At 62.1% G+C, this 20,680-nt stretch carries 21 protein-coding genes; 6 read left to right on the top strand and 15 right to left on the bottom strand.

The genetic code is table 11. From position 1 onward, the window contains the following. Nucleotide 1: 1 nt before the first annotated feature. From trbL to trbB, 7 genes are read right to left on the bottom strand one after another with little or no spacing between them, the layout of a single operon-like run. The gene (gene trbL, locus EN845_RS06250) at nt 2–1,375 is read right to left on the bottom strand and encodes a P-type conjugative transfer protein TrbL (protein ID WP_135906849.1); all 1,374 of its coding nucleotides are present in this window, start codon (nt 1,373–1,375) and stop codon (nt 2–4) included. Between the two features lie 2 nt (nt 1,376–1,377). Next, nucleotides 1,378–1,695: a putative entry exclusion protein TrbK-alt gene (gene trbK-alt, locus EN845_RS06245; RefSeq protein WP_135906848.1), complete on the bottom strand. Its 318-nt coding sequence runs from the start codon at nt 1,693–1,695 to the stop codon at nt 1,378–1,380. An 11-nt stretch (nt 1,696–1,706) separates the two neighbouring features. Continuing rightward, complete coding sequence (gene trbJ / locus EN845_RS06240; RefSeq protein WP_135906847.1) at nt 1,707–2,465, bottom strand: P-type conjugative transfer protein TrbJ; 759 nt, start codon at nt 2,463–2,465, stop codon at nt 1,707–1,709. Continuing rightward, nucleotides 2,462–4,912 (bottom strand): conjugal transfer protein TrbE, encoded by a 2,451-nt coding sequence (gene trbE / locus EN845_RS06235; RefSeq protein ID WP_135906846.1) that lies wholly within the window; start codon nt 4,910–4,912, stop codon nt 2,462–2,464. The genes trbJ and trbE overlap by 4 nt, the downstream gene beginning before the upstream one ends. 10 nt (nt 4,913–4,922) lie before the next feature. Next, on the bottom strand, nt 4,923–5,204 hold the full coding sequence (locus EN845_RS06230; RefSeq protein WP_135906845.1) for a VirB3 family type IV secretion system protein: 282 nt from the start codon (nt 5,202–5,204) through the stop codon (nt 4,923–4,925). Then, nucleotides 5,204–5,536 carry a TrbC/VirB2 family protein gene (locus EN845_RS06225; RefSeq protein ID WP_135906844.1) on the bottom strand — a complete coding sequence of 111 codons (333 nt, stop codon included), beginning with the start codon at nt 5,534–5,536 and terminating at the stop codon, nt 5,204–5,206. Before EN845_RS06225 ends, EN845_RS06230 begins: the two co-directional genes overlap by 1 nt. Beyond that, nucleotides 5,533–6,516 carry a P-type conjugative transfer ATPase TrbB gene (gene trbB, locus EN845_RS06220; RefSeq protein WP_135906843.1) on the bottom strand — a complete coding sequence of 328 codons (984 nt, stop codon included), beginning with the start codon at nt 6,514–6,516 and terminating at the stop codon, nt 5,533–5,535. The genes EN845_RS06225 and trbB overlap by 4 nt, the downstream gene beginning before the upstream one ends. Before the next feature lie 389 nt (nt 6,517–6,905). Here trbB and EN845_RS06215 point away from each other — a divergent pair, with 389 nt between their 5' ends. From EN845_RS06215 to EN845_RS06205, 3 genes are read left to right on the top strand one after another with little or no spacing between them, the layout of a single operon-like run. Then, nucleotides 6,906–7,565 (top strand): amino acid ABC transporter permease, encoded by a 660-nt coding sequence (locus tag EN845_RS06215; protein WP_135906842.1) that lies wholly within the window; start codon nt 6,906–6,908, stop codon nt 7,563–7,565. Continuing rightward, complete coding sequence (ehuD, locus tag EN845_RS06210) at nt 7,555–8,214, top strand: ectoine/hydroxyectoine ABC transporter permease subunit EhuD (RefSeq protein WP_135907074.1); 660 nt, start codon at nt 7,555–7,557, stop codon at nt 8,212–8,214. The genes EN845_RS06215 and ehuD overlap by 11 nt, the downstream gene beginning before the upstream one ends. Continuing rightward, the gene (locus EN845_RS06205) at nt 8,214–8,990 is read left to right on the top strand and encodes an amino acid ABC transporter ATP-binding protein (RefSeq protein WP_135906841.1); all 777 of its coding nucleotides are present in this window, start codon (nt 8,214–8,216) and stop codon (nt 8,988–8,990) included. The genes ehuD and EN845_RS06205 overlap by 1 nt, the downstream gene beginning before the upstream one ends. 74 nt (nt 8,991–9,064) lie before the next feature. Here the strand turns inward: EN845_RS06205 and EN845_RS06200 are convergent, their stop codons facing one another. From EN845_RS06200 to EN845_RS06185, 4 genes are all read right to left on the bottom strand, one after another. Continuing rightward, nucleotides 9,065–9,865 (bottom strand): response regulator transcription factor, encoded by an 801-nt coding sequence (locus EN845_RS06200; protein ID WP_245511646.1) that lies wholly within the window; start codon nt 9,863–9,865, stop codon nt 9,065–9,067. A 16-nt stretch (nt 9,866–9,881) separates the two neighbouring features. Then, complete coding sequence (locus EN845_RS06195) at nt 9,882–10,496, bottom strand: acyl-homoserine-lactone synthase (protein WP_135880885.1); 615 nt, start codon at nt 10,494–10,496, stop codon at nt 9,882–9,884. Nucleotides 10,497–10,562: 66 nt separating this feature from the next. Further along, nucleotides 10,563–11,291 (bottom strand): LuxR family transcriptional regulator, encoded by a 729-nt coding sequence (locus tag EN845_RS06190; protein WP_135880886.1) that lies wholly within the window; start codon nt 11,289–11,291, stop codon nt 10,563–10,565. 168 nt (nt 11,292–11,459) lie between these two features. After that, nucleotides 11,460–11,726: a helix-turn-helix transcriptional regulator gene (locus EN845_RS06185; protein WP_135906839.1), complete on the bottom strand. Its 267-nt coding sequence runs from the start codon at nt 11,724–11,726 to the stop codon at nt 11,460–11,462. A gap of 202 nt (nt 11,727–11,928) precedes the next feature. Here EN845_RS06185 and EN845_RS06180 point away from each other — a divergent pair, with 202 nt between their 5' ends. Continuing rightward, a complete protein-coding gene (locus tag EN845_RS06180; RefSeq protein ID WP_135907073.1) occupies nt 11,929–13,191 on the top strand; it encodes a threonine synthase in 1,263 nt (420 codons plus the stop codon). Here the strand turns inward: EN845_RS06180 and EN845_RS06175 are convergent. From EN845_RS06175 to EN845_RS06165, 3 genes are all read right to left on the bottom strand, one after another. Then, nucleotides 13,186–14,259 carry a PLP-dependent cysteine synthase family protein gene (locus tag EN845_RS06175; protein ID WP_135906838.1) on the bottom strand — a complete coding sequence of 358 codons (1,074 nt, stop codon included), beginning with the start codon at nt 14,257–14,259 and terminating at the stop codon, nt 13,186–13,188. The genes EN845_RS06180 and EN845_RS06175 overlap by 6 nt on opposite strands. Further along, entirely contained in the window at nt 14,253–15,191 is a 939-nt protein-coding gene (locus tag EN845_RS06170) for a kinase (RefSeq protein ID WP_135906837.1), read from the bottom strand. Before EN845_RS06170 ends, EN845_RS06175 begins: the two co-directional genes overlap by 7 nt. Nucleotides 15,192–15,305: 114 nt before the next feature. Next, a complete protein-coding gene (locus EN845_RS06165) occupies nt 15,306–17,687 on the bottom strand; it encodes a transketolase (RefSeq protein ID WP_135906836.1) in 2,382 nt (793 codons plus the stop codon). 124 nt (nt 17,688–17,811) lie between these two features. Here EN845_RS06165 and EN845_RS06160 point away from each other — a divergent pair, with 124 nt between their 5' ends. Together EN845_RS06160 and EN845_RS06155 are read left to right on the top strand one after the other, a co-directional pair. Beyond that, nucleotides 17,812–18,279 carry an Lrp/AsnC family transcriptional regulator gene (locus tag EN845_RS06160; protein ID WP_135880891.1) on the top strand — a complete coding sequence of 156 codons (468 nt, stop codon included), beginning with the start codon at nt 17,812–17,814 and terminating at the stop codon, nt 18,277–18,279. Between the two features lie 450 nt (nt 18,280–18,729). Continuing rightward, nucleotides 18,730–20,265, top strand: a complete 1,536-nt coding sequence (locus EN845_RS06155; RefSeq protein ID WP_135906835.1) for a Fic family protein — start codon at nt 18,730–18,732, stop codon at nt 20,263–20,265. Here the strand turns inward: EN845_RS06155 and EN845_RS06150 are convergent. Further along, nucleotides 20,234–20,674 (bottom strand): hypothetical protein, encoded by a 441-nt coding sequence (locus EN845_RS06150; RefSeq protein WP_135906834.1) that lies wholly within the window; start codon nt 20,672–20,674, stop codon nt 20,234–20,236. The genes EN845_RS06155 and EN845_RS06150 overlap by 32 nt on opposite strands. Nucleotides 20,675–20,680 lie beyond the last annotated feature (6 nt).

The raw sequence follows: 20,680 nt of genomic DNA, 5'->3' as shown, positions 1-20,680 counted from the left end.
GTCATTTGCCTTCAGAAAGAGAAATCGAAGCTCCGCCGCCATGGCTGTCGCCGGCACGCACCGCGTGGGCGGCGGTCTGGGCGCCATGAGAGAGGCGTTGAGAGCGCTGCAAGCGTCTGGCCCATTCCGGCTGTCCGTCGGCGGCGGACGGCTTGCCCACGCCGGACGCAGGCGCCGCGGCTGACAACGCGGCGCCGCCGATCGTTCCCATGGTGGTCGACGAACCGCCGTGGATTTCAGCCGCCGAACTGGCGCCGGAGGCGAAGCTGGACTTAAACGATTGACCGGTGTTTGCGGCAGCGCGCTTGAGAGGAGAGGAGGCTGCCGCAGCGCCAGCACGCGCAATGCCGCCCAAGCCGGAGGCGATGCCTGCCGCGCCAGCTTGGCCGGTGGCGCCAAGCGTATAAGCGGCCGAGGCGCCGCCAGCGAGTGACGTCCCGCCACGCGCGGCTGACATCGCGCCGGAGAATGCGGCTGTCCCACCTCGCGCCGCCAGGCCGGCTGCGCCATGGCCCGCAACCGCCATGCCCCCCGCGGCAAGGCCAGTGCCGACAGCCGCACCCGCGCCGAGCTGCGGTCCACCCGAGACGAGGCCGTTGGCGATGCCGGGGCCGAAGATGCCGAGGCCAAGCAGCGACAGCGCCGCCAATACGATCGCCATGGCTTGGTCGATGGTGGGGCTCTCACCGCCGAAGCCTTGGGTGAATTCGCCGAAGAGCGTCGATCCGATGCCGATGACGACGGCAAGCACCAGAACCTTGATGCCCGACGAGATGACGTTGCCGAGCACGCGCTCGGCCATGAAGGCCGTCTTGCCGAAGAGACCGAAGGGGATCAGCACGAAGCCGGCCAGCGTCGCCAGCTTGAACTCGATCAGCGTCACAAAGAGCTGCACCGCCAAGATGAAGAAGGCGAGCAGGACGAGCGCCCAGGCAAAGAGCAGGCAAGCGATCTGGATGAAGTTTTCAAAGAAGGAGACGTAGCCCATCAAACCGGAGATCGCCTCAAGCAATGGTCGTCCCGCATCGAGACCGGTTTGCGCCACCTTGCCGGGGTGCAGCAGGTCCTGTGCCGAGAAACCGGTTCCACTCGCCTTCAGACCAAGACCGGAGAAACTCTCGAATACGATTTGAGCGAGACCGTTCCAGTTGGATATCAGATAGGCGAAGACACCGACGAAGAGTGTCTTCTTGACGAGCCGAGCAAGAATGTCGTCATCAGCGGCCCAGCTCCAGAAGAGCGCGGCAAGCGTCACGTCGATGACGATCAGCGTGGTGGCGACGAAGGCGACCTCGCCGCCGAGCAGGCCGAAACCGCTGTCGATGTAGCGGGTGAAGGTGGCCAGGAACTGGTCGATGACACCGGTATTGCCCATATCTATCGGGCCTCGTGCAGGACAGCATCCGGCGCGTCAGGCTCGCCTATCGAGCGCCCCGACGGCTCTTTGAGACCGAGGAAGCGATCGCGCTGTTCGGCCCACAGCCGCGGGCATCCATCGTCACGCAGGGCAGCCTCACCGAGGACCTGGCAGCGGCGCAGACCATCGCGAAGCGGGTTCGGCATCAAGCCTGCGGTTGTGTACGCGCGCTCGCCCGCCGGCCTGGTCTCCTTCCGGCTCGTACCGAGCGCGGCCGCCGTAACGGCGGCCGCGACAAAGATGACAGCTACAATGCGAGCGAGCGTGTTGCCGTCCATGGCCTTCGATCTCAGCGGTTGAACATCTGGGCCGAGCCGGCCTCGTAGCCGGAGCCTGGCGCCAGGAAGCGGCGGCGTTGCTCGCGGCCCTGATCGACCGCGGCGGCACGTTCGGCCTCACTTAGAGCCTGGGCGCGGCCGTTGGCGGCGACCACAGCGGTCAGGTCCGCGAGCTGCTGGCCCTGGAGCGCAAGCAGCTGATTGCCAGCTTGCGTCGCCTGCAGCGCTCCCGTCGCCGATTGACTGGCGCCGACCAGCGCCGACATCTGCGCGCGGCCGGTCTCGATGTTTCCAACGACGCCCGCCTGGATGCGCATCGCGTCCTGAAGGCCGCCCACCGTGTTTTGCCAGCGCGAGCGCGCGTCCGTGACGAGATCCTGGTCGGATGCGGAGAGCGAGACGCTGCCATATTGCTGCTGAAAGGCCTTGTCGACCTGCTGGACGTCGAAGGCGATGTTTTGTGCTTGGCCAAGAAGCTGTTGCGTGCGTTGCACCGACTGCTGCAGTTGCTGCAGCGAGGACAAAGGCAGGCTCGCCAGGTTGCGCGCCTGGTTGATCAGCATCTGGGCCTGGTTCTGCAGCGAGGTGATCTGGTTTGTTATCTGCTGCAGCGACCGCGCGGCCGTCAGAACATTCTGGGAATAGTTCGATGGATCAAACACGATGAAGGCATAAGCTGGCGCGGTCATCATCGGTGAGATGGCGACCGGCGCGGCAAGCATCGCCACGACCAGAAAGATGACGCGCGGTCGGCTTTGATGAACAGTCATGGTTGGGAATCCTCTTCAGGTTCGGGAAAGATGAGGTTGGGAATGAGGTCGGCGGCCCAGCCGACGTCACGGGCACGCAGCCAGGCCGCCAGGAAGCCCTCGCGGCCATGCTCGGCGATGATGCTGCCGATCAGGGCCTGATCGCTCTTCGAGGACGCGGCGCAAAGTGCCAGCCCGACCGCGGACAGGCCGAGCTCGAAGAGACGGTTGCCGCGACGGGACTGGCAGTAGTAGTCGCGTTTGGGTGTCGCTCGTGCCAGGATTTCGATCTGGCGGTCGTTCAGGCCGAAGCGCCGATAGATGGCGGTAATCTGTGGCTCAACCGCGCGCTCATTGGGCAACAGCAGCCGGGTTGGACAGCTTTCGATGATCGCCGGCGCAATGGTCGAATTGTCGATATCGGCAAGTGACTGGGTGGCGAAGACGACGCTGGCGTTCTTCTTGCGCAGCGTCTTCAGCCACTCGCGCAACTGCCCGGCAAACCCCTCGTCATCGAGGGCAAGCCAGCCTTCGTCGATGATGAGCAGCGTTGGACGCCCGTCGAGCCGGTCGCCGATGCGATGGAACAGATAGGACAGGACAGCCGGCGCGGCTTGCGTGCCCACCAGCCCTTCGATCTCGAAGGCCTGCACGGATGCCTGGCCGAGGTGTTCGGCCTCGGCGTCGAGCAATCGGCCGTGAGCGCCTCCGACACAGTATGGGCGCAATGCCTGTTTCAGGTCATTGGCTTGCAAGAGCACACTGAGCCCAGTGATGGTGCGCTCCTCGACGGGAGCCGAGGCAAGCGACGTCAGCGCCGCCCAGATATGCTCCTTTGCGTCGGGGGTGATCTGGATGCCCTCGCGCATCAGGATCGCGACGATCCAGTCAGCCGCCCAGGCGCGCTCGTATGTGTCATGAACCCGGGCGAGCGGCTGCAGCGAAACGGAGGCGTCCACGCCTTCGGTGAGCTGCCCCCCGAGATCGTGCCAGTCGCCACCCATGGCGAGTGCCGCGGCGCGGATAGAGCCACCGAAGTCGAAGGCGAATATCTGAGCGTTGCGGTAGCGGCAGAACTGCAGCGCCATCAGCGCGAGCAGCACCGACTTGCCAGCGCCAGTGGGGCCGACGACCAGCGTATGACCGACGTCGCCGACATGAAGGACCAACCGGAACGGGGTCGAGCCTTCGGTCTTGCCGTAAAGCAAGGGAGGACTGACCAGATGCTCGTCCCGTTCCGGCCCCGCCCACACGGCGGACAGCGGCATCATGTGGGCGAGATTGAGCGTTGAGATGGGAGGCTGACGGACGTTGCCGTAGGCGTGCCCGGGCAAGGAACCGAGCCAGGCGTCGACGGCGTTGACTGTCTCGGCAATCGCCGTGAAGTCGCGGCCCTGGATGACCTTCTCGACAAGCCGTAATTTCTCGTCGGCCACGCGCGGGTCGTAATCCCATATGGCGACGGTCGCGGTGACATAGGCCATGCCCGCCATGTCGGCGCCGAGCTCCTGCAACGCCGTGTCGGCGTCGGCCGCCTTGTTGGCGGCGTCGGTGTCGAGGAGGGCTGACGCTTCGTTGGTCATCACCTCCTTGAGGATCGAGGCGATGCTCTTGCGCTTTGCAAACCATTGCCGCCGTATCCTGGTCAACAGGCGGACAGCGTCGACCTTGTCGAGCAGGATCGCGCGGGTCGACCAGCGGTAGGGGAAGGCCAGCCGATTAAGGTCATCAAGCAGGCCGGGTGTCGTGGCGGTCGGGAAGCCGACAATCGAGAGCACACGAAGATGCTTGTCGCCAAGTCGCGGCTCGAGCCCGCCGGCGAGCGGTTCATCGGCCAGCAGTGTATCGAGATAGATCGGCGTCTCGGGAACACGAACCTTATGGCGTTTGGTCGAGATCGTCGAATGCAGGTAGGTGAGCGTTTCGCCGTCATCGAGCCAGTGGCATTCCGGCATGAACCCGTCGAGCAGGGACAGTACGCGCTCCGTCCGGTCGACAAAGGCGCGCACGATCTCGCCCGGATCCGCGTCCGACTGGTCGCGACCCTCATAAAGCCACCCCTCGGCACGTGTGGCGTCTTCGGGCGGTGGCAAAAACAGGAATGTAAGAAAGTAGCTCGATACGAAATGAACCCCCTCCTCGTCAAAATCGGCTTTGCGCTCGGCATCGAGCAGGCTGGAGGCCGCATTGTGAAACTGGCTCTCGGGATAGGAGGCGGCTTCGTGCCGCTGCGCTTCGACAAAGACGCTCCAGCCCGAGCCGAGGCGACGAAGGGCATTGTTGATGCGCGACGCCACCGCAACCAGCTCGGCCGCGACGGCGGAGTCGAGATCGGGGCCGCGAAACCGCGCTGTGCGCTGAAAGCTGCCATCCTTGTTAAGCACGACGCCCGGCGCGACGAGTGCTGCCCAAGGCAGATAGTCGGCAAGGCGAGCAGCGGTCCGGCGGTATTCGGCAAGGCTCATCATGGCGGCGCCCTCAAACCAAAAGATGTCCAGGCAGCCGCAGGTGCCTGCGCCCAACCTCGAAAAACAGCGGATCGCGCCTGGCGGCCCATACCGCCGTGAGATGTCCGATTGCCCAGACGAGGAGACCGACCAGCCACAGCCGCAGCCCAAGGCCGACAGCGCCCGCCAGCGTGCCATTCAGGATCGCGATTGCGCGTGGCGCGCCGCCGAGCAGGATCTGCTCCGTCAGCGCCCGGTGGACGGGCACCGTCCACCCCGGCACCGCGTCGAGTTGTTCAAGAGCGGTTGTCATCAGATCAACGCTCCGCCGCCGAACGAGAAGAACGACAGGAAGAAACTCGATGCCGCAAAGGCGATCGAGAGGCCAAAAACGATCTGGATGAGCCGCCTGAAACCGCCCGAACTGTCGCCGAAGGCCAGCGTCAGGCCGGTGACGATGATGATGATGACGGCCATGATCTTGGAGACCGGTCCTTCGACCGACTGCAGGATCTTTTCGAGTGGCTGTTCCCACGGCATCGAGGAGCCTGACGCATGGGCGCTCGACGCGACCAGGAGATTGACAGCAAGGGCGGTGGCCCCCGCGGCCAGGTGGCAGTGGCAGCGTGCAAGGAGGCGGATCATGGGGTTTCTCCTGGGTTGATCGGTGTGGCTTCAGCAATGCGATAATCGCCGTCGGGACCCAGGCCCTCGACCCGGACGAGTTCGCTCAGCCGTCGCGCGGCGCCACGTCCCGACAGGACGGCGACGATGCCGATCGTGTCGGCGATCAACGCCCGCGGGACAGTGACGACGGCTTCCTGGATAAGCTGCTCCAGGCGGCGCAGGGCGCCGATGCCGGAGCCCGCATGAAGGGTGCCGATGCCGCCGGGGTGCCCGGTTCCCCATGCCTTCAAGAGGTCGAGGGCCTCGGAGCCGCGCACCTCGCCTATGGGAATGCGATCGGGCCGCAGGCGCAGCGAAGAGCGAACCAGGTCAGCGAGCGTGGCGACGCCATCCTTGGTGCGCATCGCGACGAGGTTGGGCGCGGCGCACTGCAGTTCGCGGGTGTCCTCGATAATGACGACCCGATCCATCCCTTTCGCCACTTCGGCGAGCAGCGCGTTGGTGAGGGTGGTCTTGCCAGTCGACGTGCCGCCAGCGACAAGGATGTTCGCGCGACCGGCAACCGCGGCGCGCAATATCGCGGCCTGACCGGCCGACATTATGCCTGCCGCGACGTAGTCATCGAGGCTGAACACGGCGACGGCGGGTTTGCGGATCGCGAAGGCGGGTGCTGCGACGACGGGCGGCAACAAGCCCTCGAAACGCTCGCCGGCTTGCGGCAACTCAGCGGAGACACGCGGGGAACGGGAATGGACCTCGGCGCCGACATGATGGGCGACCAGGCGCACAATCCGCTCGCCAGCGGCAGGCGTCAGCATTTCCCCCGTATCGGCCAGACCTTCCGAAAGCCGATCCACCCAGATCCGGCCATCCGGGTTCATCATGATTTCAACGATCGCGGGATCGTCGAGAAATCGGGCGATGGCGGGTCCGAGCGCGGTGCGGAGCATGCGCGAGCTGCGCGCGCGTCCCTCGGTATCATTGTGCGAGATGGCCATCCTGTCCCCGTTCAAGCCGGGAGCGCGTCAAACAACGCCCGGTCGGGGACGATCAAAACAGCCCTGAAGCGGGCCGATTCAACGGGTTTCAGCCGTCATCGTAGCGTAGCGTGCAATTACCGGCCAACGGCGGCGCCGCTGGCCGCGGCGACATAATATGAACTTTGTCAATAATAAGTACATCTTTATTGACACGCGACTCCTGCCGGGTTTATGAGGGAACCACCGATGGCCTGCTCCTACAGGCATCGTTCTTTCCACGGAGCGGAGGGTGTCATGAGGTCCGGTCCGGAGGGCGCGATTTCTCAGCGCAAAACCGCCCTCCTCAGGTACGCCGACACTATACTGACATCGTCGCCGCCCGCCTCAACAAAGAATGGTGGCACCCCGTGAGCATGCTCGAGATCTGGCTGGGCATTCTGCAAGGGCTGGGCATCACCGCAGAGGTCACCGCCTATGGCCTGGTCTTTGCGATCCCCTTCGCGCTCGTCTTCGGCGTCGCGCAGTTTTTGACCACCGGCATGACGCGCTTTCTGGTTACCGCCGTGATCGAATTCTGGCGCAGCTCAGCGGTCGTCGTCCTGCTCTTCTTCTTTTATTACGTGCTGCCGGTGATGGGGGTCACTCTGTCGGCGCTGACCGTCAGTGCATTGGTGCTCGGTCTCAACACCGGCGGCTATGCCAGCCAGGCGGTTCGCGCCGGGCTGCAGTCTGTGCCTGCCGGCCAACGCGAGGCCGGCATGGCGCTCGGCCTCCCGCGCCCGGCGATCCTGCTCCTGATCGAGCTGCCGCAGGCGCTGGTCGCGATGAGCCCGACCTTCGTCAACAACCTTATCCAGCTCGTCAAGGCGACTTCCCTCGTCTCGCTGGTCACGCTGACGGACATGACCTTCCGCGCCAAGGAAATCGCGCAGACCGACTACGACCCGGTAACGATCTATTCGGCGCTGCTGCTGGCCTTCTTCGTCGTCTGTTATCCGATCGCACTTGCCGGCCGCTGGCTCGAGGCGCGGGTCAATCCTGAAAGAGGAACGCCGCGTGGGATTTAACTTCGATTTCGCACTATCGACCGTCCCAACGATCATCGGGGCGATCGGAACGACCCTGCTCGCAACGGTCTTGAGTTGCCTCGGCGCATCAGTGCTTGGCTTCACTTTCGAGATGATCCGCCGCGGCGGCGGTGCGACTGGTCTCGCCGTCCGCTTCCTGATCGACTTCATCCGCTCGACGCCGGTTCTGGCCTGGCTCTATTTCCTGTATTTCGTCCTGCCCTTCTACGGGATCAAGCTTGGCTCCATGACTGTCGGCATACTGGGGCTGAGCCTGTACTACAGCGGCTATCTGGCGGAGGTGTTCAAAGCGGGCATCGACGCGATCCCGAAAGGCCAGCAGGAAGCGGCCAGAGCCTTGTCGCTTAGCCGCCGCGACACGGTCGTGTTCGTCATCGCGCCGCAGATGTTGCGCAACGTCGCCGCACCGCTGGGCAACTATCTTGTTTCGATCCTCAAGGCGACGCCTTATCTCGCGATTCTGGCCGTGCCCGAAATGCTCGGGCGCGCCTTCGATATCGCGTCCGAGACCTATCGATACGCGGAGCCGCTGACGATTGCCGGCATACTGTTTCTCGCCTTGGCCTTGCTCATCTCTTATGGCGTGAAACGCGTCGAGCAGCGCCTGCTTGCAGTTGGACGTCGCTGATGCTCGCTCAAGCCCCACATCCCGTCCCGGCCGTTCAATCCATTCCTCACGTCCGGATCGACGGCCTCAACAAATGGTTCGGCGCCCTGCAGGTTTTGAAAGACATCGATCTGACGGTAGGAGCGGGCGCACGGATCGTCGTTTGCGGACCGTCCGGTTCCGGCAAGTCGACCTTGATCCGCTGCATCAACGGTCTCGAGCCTTTCCAGAAGGGAACGATTCAGTTCGAAGCAGCAATTCTGGACAAGGATGGCCGCGATACCACGAAGGCGCGCCGGCAGACAGGCATGGTATTTCAGAGCTTCAACCTGTTTCCGCACCTCACCGTGCTCGCCAACTGCACGCTGGCGCTGCGCCGGGTTCTCCTGAAACCGGCACGGGAGGCCGAAGAGATCGCCATGCAGCATCTGACAGCGGTGCACATCCCCGAAAAGGCGCAGGCCTACCCGGCCCAGCTCTCGGGCGGTCAACAACAACGGGTGGCGATCGCGCGCGCGCTTTGCCTCAATCCCCGCATCATGCTGTTCGACGAACCCACCTCGGCGCTCGACCCGGAAATGATCAAGGAAGTCCTCGACGTCATGATCGCGCTGGCGGGAAGCGGCATGACCATGGTCTGCGTGACGCACGAGATGGGCTTCGCACGCGAAGTCGCGGATGAGATCGTTTTCATGGACGACGGCCGCATCCTCGAGCATGCCTCGTCCAAAGACTTTTTCTCAGCGGCCGCTCACCCACGCGCCCGGCTGTTCCTGGATACCATCTTGAGCCATTGAGAGCCGACGCGTGTGGACCCCGCGTGCCGGCAATCGGCGCGCAAGCGCGCCACATGCCGGAATTGCCGAGCACGTCACCACTCCGGCGCGAAGGCGTAGCCAGCCGAGCGGACCGTCCGGATCACATCGGTTCCCACGGACGCCCGAAGCCTTTTGCGCAGCCTGGCTATATGAACGTCGACGCCCCGCACGTCGGTTGCGGCGGCATGTTCAGGCCACGCGGTCGCGACCAGTTCCTCGCGGCTGAAGACCTTGCCAGGCCGCGCCATAAGGCTGCGCAAAAGCTTGAACTCGATCGGTGGCATCACGATTTCCTTTTGCCGGAAGAATGTCCGGTGGGTCTGCCGCTCCAGCCGGAAATCGCCCTGAACCAAATCACCCGAGTCCGTTTCGCGCGATAGCTTCGCAAGGCCCGCTTTGCCATGCAGCCAGGCCAGAAGCTGTTCGGGGGCGAACGGCCGCGAAAATATCTCGTCGACGCCAGCCTTGATCAAGTCGAGATGCAGCTTGCCAGAACGCGGGGCAACCAGGCTCACGACCGGAGTCCCTTTGGTCGCAGCGCCAGACTTCAGCCAGGCGCACTGTTTGACCACTGCACGGTCGCCTGGATGGCAGTCCATGATCACGGCAAGCGGGGATGCCGCCTCGATGGCGCGTGCGATTTCCCGGTCTCCCGTAATCAGTTGAATCTCGAAGCCAGCTACCGACAGTATGTGGCCGAAAACCAGGAAAAAATCCGGGTCCTTCGAGGAGATCAGGACCAGCGGCTTCATGAGTCCATCAACCGGATTCGACACATCATAAGGCTGACTACCGCGCAAATGGGCGCGATGACAATATACCCTGACGATCGACGCCTCGCGGGCTTTCCGCAAGTGCCTGGTTATGAGCCTAGATGTTGTCGGCAAGTATGACGCCGCTGATGCCGTAAGCGCGGCGCGTCTGTTCAACAGCCTCGGGCGTGACATCGATCAGCAGCGCGATGATATCGCCGTCGGGATGTTCAAGAGCTTCGCCGAGCTCGATCAGCGTCCAGCCAAGCGCGCGCAGCCGTTTTGGCCAGAATGTCTCGCAAACCACGCTGATCTGTCGAATCCCAAGGCTTTGCGCGGTCTCGAGCAGGCCGCAAAGAACAATGCCGGCGATCGGCGACGGGGCGCCTTGTGTGCGAAGCGATGGAACGACGAAGAAACGCGTCCATTCGAAGATTCCAGCTGCTCTCGGAGGCCTGCCGCCGGCGAGACCCGGGAAGACCTCGCTCATGAGATGCGGCTCCAGCGTCGGCAAGAGACGGGAGCCGCCTACGATCTTGCCGTTGGTGTCAAGCGCGAGAACATAAAGCGTATGCTCGTTGTCGAAGGCGTCGATCTCGATGTTGATGGGCCGTGCGACGTCGCGCCAACGCCTCTGCTTGACGTAAATCTCGTACCGTATCCGAAAGTAGCGTTCCAGAACTTTCCGGTAGCGCTTCCTGTTATCCCAAGTGACCAGATGCATACGAACCATGACGCCTCCAGGCGGAGGGTCGTAGGAAAATGAACTTGCGGTACGTATGACGGTATTCAGGTATTGCTAAATCTGGATTTCCTGCCGTCGCAGCGCCTTGACGATGGCGTGCGCGACATTGATCGCGTCGAGCTTTGCTCGAATGTTGCGCTGATGGCTTTCAACCGTGTTCCTGGTAACACCGAGGATACAAGCGATATCCTCTGTGGATTTGCCTTGTGCGCTCCACTCCAGGAGTTCGCGCTCGCGCGCCGTCAAGGGCGTGGGCTCATCGCCATCGCCGGGCGTTCCGAGCCCTGAGAGGCTGCGAAAGGTGTGCACGCAAAGCGTTTCGATAAGGGGCATGGCGCTTGGCGGAACGTCCATCCGGTCACTCGCCATCGTGACGACGCCGGGCCCGGCCAATGGGACATGAATCGGGACGCAGATACCTTCTTTCATCCCGAACTCGGCCGCCTCGTCCATCACCAGCGTCGCGCGTGCAACCAGCCTTGCGGACGGCAGCTCGCCCCATCGGAAAGGCTCCGGCGAGTGCCGGCACTGGGCGACACAAGGATCGTGCAAGAAATATTCCTCGGTGACATAGCGACGATGCCATTCAGGAGACCAGCCATCAGCAAGGATCTCACGCTGCCAGTCCGTACCGTGCGGCACAGGCAGTCCGGTGATCAGAAAATTGCGCAATCCGTAGCGCTCCATGGCTAAGCGGAACGCCTGAAGGATTGCATCAGCCGACCGCGCGGTGTCGATCTTCGTGATCGCCGCAAAAAGGTCGATAACAGTTTCGTTCTCCATCGGTAGACCTCAACCACAGTCAGGCCCTACCCCGCGGAACAACCTATGGCTGTCTAGACACCATCTTCAATGGGACAAGCATCGAATGTACACTAAAGGAGTCAATCGCGTATCACAAAGACGAGATAAGTGAAAATCTTACCAGTACTGCATCGAGGACGTGCGGCTTCATCCATTCAACTTTGAAGTCGCCTGCTTCGTCACCCGAATAGCTCGCTTGTTTGCCGGGCTCGCTGAAACCAACTCTTGTGGTTCGACATTCAACGCCTTGGCCAGAATTTCGACTGTATCCAGCGTGGCGTTGCGCCGCCCGGCCTCGACGCTGCTGATATAGGCGCGCGTGCGGCCCGAAACGAAAGACAACTGCTCCTGAGAGAGTTTTCTCTCTCTTCGAAGCCGCTGCACGTTCAGACCAAAAACGCCGCGAAGTTTCATCAAACAAGGGATGCTACGGCGCGCACTATGGTGCGACACACTATAGTGCACATTCCGCATTGACAGCCGTGCTGCGGACTGTTTGAAACAACATGCGAATTCATCGTTTCCTGGACAAGGAATAGCCATGACGAGCCGGCCGTTTCGCGACCTCGCGCACGATATGTCCGTGCATTCCTCAGGCGAGATCAGCCGTCCCGGGATGGACAAAAGCCGGGTCCTGGAATTCGTCTGCATCCGATGCGGCGCTTCCTACCCCGCCGAAGTCACCATCGACTCCAGGGGATGCGCGCGCTGCCAAGACACCGCGCCGGCAAATCTTGCGCCCGTCTATGCAACTCCGCAGCCTCACCCTTTAACCGGCGCCACCAGCTCGCGCTCGCTCTGGCGTTTTGCGCATATGCTGCCTTGCACAGAAGCCGAGGCGGTGAGCCTCGGCGAGGGTCTGACGCCGTTGCTTGCCACGCCGCGCATCGGCGCGTTTCTCGGCGTGCCGGATCTAGCAATCAAGGATGAAGGCAGAAATCCGACCTGGTCGCACAAGGACCGCTTCTCGACCATCGCGGTCAGCGTGGCGCGCGCACGTGGTTCTAAAGTCGTCGCCACCGCCTCGTCGGGGAACGCCGGCGCTTCGCTGGCGGCCTACGCTGCCCGAGCCGGCCTCAAATGCGTCGTCACCACTTTCGCGGGATCGGCCGGCGCGATGTTGGCGCAGATCCGCAAATATGGTGCGACGGTCCTGCCCTTGGTCAGCAAAATGGACCGATGGTCGCTGCTTGAACAGGCAGCGGCCCGTTACGACTGGTTCATCGCATCGCCCTATCACGGTCCGGTCGTCGGCAGCCATCCACTCGGCATCGAGGGCTATAAGACGATCGCCTATGAGATCGTCGAGCAATCGGATGGCATGGCGCCAGACTGGTGCGTCCTGCCCGTCTGCTACGGCGATGCCTTGTCCGGTGTGTGGGCTGGCTTTTGCGAGCTGTTCGCGCAAGGGTCGATCACGCGCCTGCCTCGTCTCGTCGCGGCGGAGGTGCATGGGTCGCTGGCGGACGCTCTGGCCAGCGGCGCCGACGCGTTGAGTGAACGCAAGATGCTTTTCGACAGCCTTGCCGTATCGATCGGCACGCCGCGCAGCACCTTTCAGGCGCTGAAGGCGCTGCGAGAATCCGGCGGGCACGCCGTCCCCGTCAGCAATCACGGCCTGATCGCGATGCAGGAGCGCCTTGCGCGGGACGAAGGGATCTTTGCCGAACTGGCGTCGGTCACGCCGCTGATGGCGATATCGACATTGAAGGACCAAGGTGTCATCGCAGCCACAGACCGTGTCGTGGCCGTCGTGACAGCCAGCGGCCTCAAGGACCTCGATCGGTCCGCCGGATCGAACGAACACGATCAGGTGTTCCAGACGACGGAAGATACCTGGCGCTGGCTCGACAAAAGCGGGCTTGATCTCGTCTCATAGATTTTCCGGCGCGCCGACAGACGGTGGCACCTCGTTTGCTGCCTGCGTTTTCAGCACATCGTCGAGACTGCGACGCAGCCAAAGAAAGCGCGTCCATTGCGTCTCCGCGGCCGGTGCGATGGTGGTCAGAGTCCTTGGCTCGGCCAGTTCCTTGCAGGGCCAGCCAGGCAGAGCCGCAAGCCAGTCGTCATTGTAGACGGTCTCGGCATGGCGATGGCCTTCGTCAGGCATGATGACCGCCACTTGCGCATCCGGAAGGGTCGTTGCAACCCATTGCGCCACCAACGCGGCGGCGCCGCTGGTCGGCCCCATGAAGAGGCCGTGCTCGCGCAGCAAACGATGCGCGGTCCTGTACGCCGGATAGGCGCCAACCCAATGGATCTCGTCGACGAGCTCATGCCTGACATTTTTCGGCAGAACGCTGTTGCCCAGGCCCCGCAGCATGCGTTTGCCGACGGGCTGTCCAAACAGGATGCTGCGATGGGTATCGACGGCAAACACCGTCAGATGCGGAAAGACCGTTCGCAAAAAAGACGCGGTGCCGCAGAGCGAGCCGCCCGTACCGACGCAGCCGACCAGGCAGTCGACCTTGCCGATCGCCCGGATGAAGAGTTCGGCCAGCCGTGCATACGCAAGCCAGTTGCCCGGACTGTCGTATTGGCGTGTCCAGAAGCCGTCCGGCTCGTTGGCCAGGATTTCCTGGAGGCGCTCCAGCCGGCCTGGCTGATTGCCGTCGCCGCGCGGATCGTCAAGGGCGATAACCGTGGCGCCGATGCGCTCCAGGCGGGCTTTGTATTTGGCATCGATCAGCGTTGAAGCGGTGACGAGCGTAAGGCGATAGTCACGCGCCGCCGCCAGCAGCGCCACCGCCATGCCAAATGTGCCCGACGTGGTCTCGACAATGTGGGAGCCTGCCTTCAGTTCCCTATTAGACGCTGCCCGATCCAGAATGTAGCGGGCCGGCATGAGTTTCATCAGCGGGAACGCAGCGGCGACGAGATTTGGTGCCAGGCGCGCAAGGCGCGGGGTCTCAAGGTCCCTGAAATAGTCCACGTCGAGGCTTACCATGTCCAACCCTCCGCATTGACGTGATGGACTTCAACGTCCTTGAAGCCGGCACGCCTTATCTGCTGCGCGACCAAGGCCGCCCGACGCTTCAGATTGGGTGTGAACAGATCGAAAATCAGACCAAACAGCGAGCCGCTATGGGCGACTTGCACGCCGCAGGCCCCGGTTCTCCTGGCAATTTCGGCGATCTCGTCTAACCCCTGTTTCGGCAGGTGCCGTTGACTGATCACGGCGCTTGCCGATGCGGCGCGTCCGAGAAGATTGGGATCCTGAAGACGAACCGCCCGTGCCACCATCGCCCGAAGCACGCCGAATTCCTGGATTTCGGCACTGTCGTAGCGCGCCGGTGGCAGCTGCAATGTGTCGACCGGAACCCCGTCATTTGCCTTGAAGCCGACCAGAAGCAGCGGCGGCAGGGAGCCTCCGAAATTCTCGATCACCGTGCCTTCTCGTTGCGCGAACAGCACCGCGTGGTCGTCGAAGGCGATGGCGTCGCTGGCGCGCTCAGCGGCAACGGCGAGACGACCGATGCTCGACGGCCGCAGGTGGATATTGAGCGCTGCGGCGACTGCGCGAATGGAAGCGACGACGTCCGCAGTCGATGAGCCGTAGCCGTGCCCCACAGGGATCGAGCTTTGGAGCGTCAGCACGCCACCGCCGTCGACCTTCAGGAATTCGAGCGTGAGCCGCGCGGCGGTCGCCGCCTTGACCTTGTGATCGGGGTGGACAACGATCGCATCGCCGTCGCTCCTGGCAAAGCTCGCCTCCGATCTCAACCCGGCAAGCGGCAGCGTGACGAGCCCGCGATGCAGGCGCCCGCCATCATCCTTGAAGACGCCCTGGATGAGTTCGCCGTGATGCGCAATCGCCGCTGCCGTACCCACCGTCGACCGCAGCGTTTCATGCCTCGTAAGATCGCCGGTCCCAGCCATTTCTCCTCCCCCACGCTTTCTCGAAGCGCGGGAGGATGGCGCCGACAGCTGGTACCTGCCCTCAAGGAATTCCGGTATTGACAGCGTCCTATCGAGCGATGCGTGATGGGTTCGTCAGGCGGCGGAGCCCAGGTGCCGAAGCGGCCGGCCTGCCGAAACCGATTGCACTGCTGCCATGATCCCTTGCGCATCGATCCCGTAGTGCCGGTAGAGATCCGCGATCGTGCCGGTCTGGCCAAAATGCTCGACGCCGAGGGCGCGCGTGCGGTGGCCATAAACCGACCCCAGCCAGGCCAGCGTCGCGGGATGCCCGTCCAACACCGTCACGATGGCGCAGGAGGCCGGAAGACCGGCCAGCAGGCGCTCAACATGACTGGTGGCACCCGGATTGCCATACTGGCGCGCCCGGCTCGCGGCTGACCAGCCAGCGTTCAATCGATCTGCCGAGGTCACGGCCAGAAGCCCGACATCGCGCCGGTCGCCGGCCATCAGCCCCAGTGCCTGCACTGCCTCCGGCGCGACCGCCCCCGAAAAGGCGATGACCACTTCGGCGTTCGGCCCTGGTTTGCGCAGCCAGTAGGCGCCATCCACGATGTCGCGCGCGGGCGGTCCCTTGGCCTGGCGCGTCGGTTGCTCGATCGACCGCGTCGAGAGCCTGAGGTAGACCGAACCTCCAGTCTGATCGCGCAGCCAGCTATGGTCGTCGGGCTCGGCCTCGCCGGAACGCTGCATATAGTCGAATGCCCAACGCAGGATGACGGCCAGCTCATCGACATAGGCCGGCTCGAACGTCGCCAGCCCATCCTGCGCCATGCCGATCAGCGGCGTGGCGATCGACTGATGCGCGCCTCCCTCGGGCGCCAGCGTCACACCGGAAGGCGTCGCCGCCAGGATAAAGCGTGCATCCTGATAGCAGGCATAGTTGAGCGCATCGAGGCCACGCTCGATGAACGGATCGTAGAGGGTTCCGACTGGAAGCAGACGTTGGCCGTTGAGCGAGTGCGACAGACCCAGCGCCGAAAGCATCGTGAAAAGGTTCATCTCGGAGATGCCAAGTTCGATGTGCTGTCCCGACGGCGAGAATGTCCAGTTGAAGGTGGAGGGTATGCGCTCCTCTCGGAAAATGTCTGCCCGACCAGCGCGCGCGAACAGACCGCGCTTGTTCACCCAGGCGCCAAGATTGGTCGAGACCGTGACGTCGGGAGACGTGGTGACGACACGCTTGGCAAAATCGCTGTTTGATTTTGCGATCTCGTGCATCAAAAGGCCGAAACCTTGTTGTGTCGACATCGAGACCTGTGCGCTCCAAGGTATCTGTGCCGGCACGGGTACGGCTGGGGCTTTATGGCGACGGGTGGCTGCCTGGGCGAAAGGCGACGACGCCAGATAGGACCGGATCGCGGCCTCATCGTATGCAAGGCCCTCGAACATCTCCCATTCACGCCCCTGGCCGACACCCATGCCTTGCCGCAGCGCGTCGACTTGCGCCGGTGTCATCAATCCGGCGTGATTGTCCTTGTGGCCGGCGAGCGGCAGGCCGAAGCCCTTGATCGTGTAGGCGATGAAGCACGTCGGACGATCATGCCCGCGCGCTGCCTCAAAGGCATCGACGATGCTTGCCAGATCATGGCCGCCGAGATTTGCCATCAAGGCGGCAAGGTCTTCGTCGCTGCGCTTCTCGATCAGGCGGGTGACCGGTCCCTGATCACCAAGGTCGTCCAGAAGGCGCCGGCGCCATGCGCCGCCGCCCTGGAAGGCCAGCGCGGAATAGAGCTGATTGGGGCATGCATCGATCCAGGACCGCAGCTTTTCGCCGCCCTCTTCCTCGAAGGCCGCCTGTTGCAATGTCCCATGTTTCAGGATCACCACATCCCAGCCGAAGTTGCGAAAGATGGACTCGAAGCGCTGCCACAGGCCTTCGCGCACCACCGCATCAAGGCTTTGCCTGTTGTAGTCGACGATCCACCAAGTGTTGCGCAGGCCGTGCTTCCAGCCTTCGAGAAGAGCCTCGAAGATGTTGCCTTCATCCATTTCGGCGTCGCCGAGAAGGGCGATCATCCGGCCTTCCGGCTGGTCCGCATTCCAGCCTTTTGCCCTGACATAATCCTGGACCAGGGAGGAGAACAGGGTCTGCGCCACGCCCAGTCCGACCGACCCGGTCGAGAAATCGACATCGTCGATATCCTTGGTTCGTGACGGGTAGGACTGCGCGCCGCGATAGCCGCGAAAATTCTGCAGCTGCTCGAGCGTCTGCCTGCCGAACAGATACTGGATGGCATGGAAAACCGGGCTGGCATGCGGCTTGACGGCAACGCGGTCTTCAGGCCTGAGGATCTGGAAGTAGAGCGCCGTCATCAAGGTCGAGGCGGACGCCGAGGACGCCTGATGTCCGCCCACCTTGAGGCCGTCCTCCGACCCGCGAACATGATTGGCATGATGGATCATCCAAACAGCCAGCCACAGAACCTTGCGTTCAAGTTCGGAAAGGATCGTCATCGTCGGCTCCCGTGAAATCGGCTCAACGATAGCAGCCAACGTCTCTCAAAAGTGGCTATTCTTATGTAATCCTATCGATGATATTGGCTGATCCAGCCAACAATGACGCCCAGACGAGGGAAACGTGCCAAATCCGACGCTCGATGCAATCGACCTTAAAATCATCGCCGCGCTGCAGAAGAACGCAAAGGCGACAACGAACGACCTCGCTGAAGCCGTCGGTCTTTCGCCTTCACCTTGCGCCCGGCGCGTGAGGCTCCTGGAGAGCGCCGGCGTCATCAAAGGTTATACCGTGATCCTCGACCAGAAGAAGCTCGGCCTGCCGATCAGCGCTTTCGCGTCGATCAAGCTTGAACGGCAACGCGAGGACGATCTCGACCGCTTCTCCCAGGCGGTGCTGCGCTGGCCGGAGGTGGTCGACTGCTATCTGATGACCGGCCAGCGGGATTACCTGATGCGCATCGTGGTGCGCGACCTCGAGGCCTATGAGCGGTTCATCAAGGACAAGCTGACGCGGCTGGACAACATCGCTTCGATCGAAAGCAGCTTCGCGCTTGGCCAGGTTAAGCGCTCGGAAGTGCTGCCTATCTAACCGATCGGGTAGTCTGCGACGGTCAGGTTGTCGGTACGGAACTCACATTGTGCTCGACGAAAGCAAGCTCATATTCTTTGACAGAAAGTCCCTTAGGGCCATCGCGACCTCACTGTGATGGGATGGGGCGGCCTGTCGGGTCGATATGATATTTGTTCCGAAAGGCAAATGTGAACCGATGCCGGTAAGCTCGATGTTGCGAATCCCTGTTGCCATCATGGAACGTAAGCTTTGTAGCCGCCTCCCACAAATCCGGTTTTTCATGGTGACGCCGGCAGCGATATATCCATATATCTCATTGAGATTTAAGATTTTTTCGGCTATTTCGTGTCAAAAACTTGCGATAAAACACCATCAAAAACTTGCCTTTGCACAGCACAATTGACTTGCAATAACACAGCTCTATATACTTGCGTTTGAACGGCACAAGAAACTTGCAAGGGCACAGCCATGGCTAAGCCTCACGAAAAACTCGCGGAATCCCTCGCCATCCTTCAAGGCCTGCAGGCAGGAGGGCGCCGCATTTTCAAATCTCAAGAGATCACCCGGGTCCATCGTGAGCGCCTACTCCAAAACGGATTCCTCCGTGAGGTGATCAAAGGGTGGTTGATGTCCACCGGACCACAAGCGCAGGAGCAAGACACGACGCCTTGGTATGCCAGCTTCTGGGAGTTTTGCGCGATGTATTGCAACGAGCGTTTCGGGAAGGCGTGGTACCTTTCTCCCGAGCAATCATTGCTCCTGCACGCAGAGGCTACTGCGATCCCACCGCAGGTGGTGATCAGCAGCCCTTACGGAGGCAACAATAAAATCGGCCTGCTGTTTGGCACATCGCTATACGACCTCAAAATCAAGGATATGCCTGAAAACCTGACGGAGAAGAACGGATTGCGCCTGTTTCCCGTCAATGCCGCCCTCGTCCGTGTGCCCGAGGCATTTTTCCAGCGTTACCCAATCGAAGCCCAGGTTGCTATGGCTTCATTACGCAGTGTTTCAGGCGTGCTAGGGCTTTTGCTCGATGGAGGCCATTCGTCTATCGCCGGGCGGCTTGCCGGCGCGTTTCGGCGCATAGGGCGCGATGCCTTCTCTGACGAGATCGTCGGCGCGTTCAAGGCTGCAAGCTATGACATTCGAGAGTCCGATCCTTTCGACGGGCAGGTCGGCGTTACTGCCATCACGTCAGGCGCGCCACCGATCGTGACAAGGCTCCACGCCATCTGGGAATCACAGCGCGATGCGGTGGCTGAAATTTTCCCGAAAGCACCCGGGCTGCCGTCCGACAAGGATAGCTACATGAAATTCGTGGAAGATATTTATGAGAGCGATGCCTATCATTCGTTGTCGATCGAAGGCTACACCGTTACGCCAGAACTGATCGACCGCGTGCGCGATGGCGGCTGGAATCCAGAGATCGATGAAGCAGATCGAAAGAACCGCGATGCGCTGGCCGCCCGCGGCTACTATCAGGCGTTCCAAAAGGTCAAGGATGCGGTTGCCGCGATTATCGACGGCGCACCCGCGAGTAACCTGACAAGGGATGTGCATCGGGAATGGTATAGGGAGCTCTTCGCGCCCTCAGTGAGTGCAGGCATATTGAAAGCGAGCGCGCTCGCCGGTTATCGAAACCACCCTGTGTATCTCAAGGGGTCATCTCACGTACCGCCGCGTGTGGAGGCGGTACTCGACGGCATGGATGCGCTATTCGATCTACTGGAAGCCGAAGTAGACCCGGCCGTTCGCGCTGTTCTGGGGCATTGGCTTCTCGGCTATGTTCACCCTTATCCTGACGGAAACGGACGCGTGGCCCGCTTTCTGATGAATGCCATGCTGGCATCAGGCGGCTATCCCTGGACAGTGGTGAGAGTGGAGGACCGGAAGGCATACCTCGCTGGGCTTGAACAGGCTAGCGTTGGGATGAATGTAAAGCCTTTCGCCGAATTCCTGGCGAAACGGGTCAAATGGTCCTCAGAGCAAGCTGGCAGATGACAAACAAGAAGACGATAAACCCTACGTTTCCATCAGTCTGATACTCGCGGGTCGAATCGAGGCGATTCTTTGAAGCCACACAGGCGCTTCTGCGCCAAGGATGGTGCGGCGCGTATTTCGGCCGCACGCATTTGCGGCCCATCAAGGGAGCGATTGCTTCCTCCGGCGCCTCAACTGCCGTCAGCCGATCCTCGAAAGTGTGCCGCAGGCTGTAGAGTTTATGCTCCGATGTCGGCAGCAGTTCCTTGTTGGTGAGCACCTTGTTGAAAAGTGCCGAAGAGCGAGGCTGCCTTGTCACGATTGCGCGGGAGCCCTTTGGAGGGCGTTTCGTCGCCTTCAGGGTTGGCAACGGCCACCCTGGAGGAAATACGCAACAGGCCGCGTAGATCAACGCCGCGAATTCCACCATCGACCC

The organism is Mesorhizobium sp. M8A.F.Ca.ET.202.01.1.1 (assembly GCF_004791595.1).
Classification (GTDB): Bacteria; Pseudomonadota; Alphaproteobacteria; order Rhizobiales; family Rhizobiaceae; genus Mesorhizobium.
Note: the sequence above shows the minus strand (reverse complement) of the source record. Positions and strands in the feature narration are given on the sequence as shown.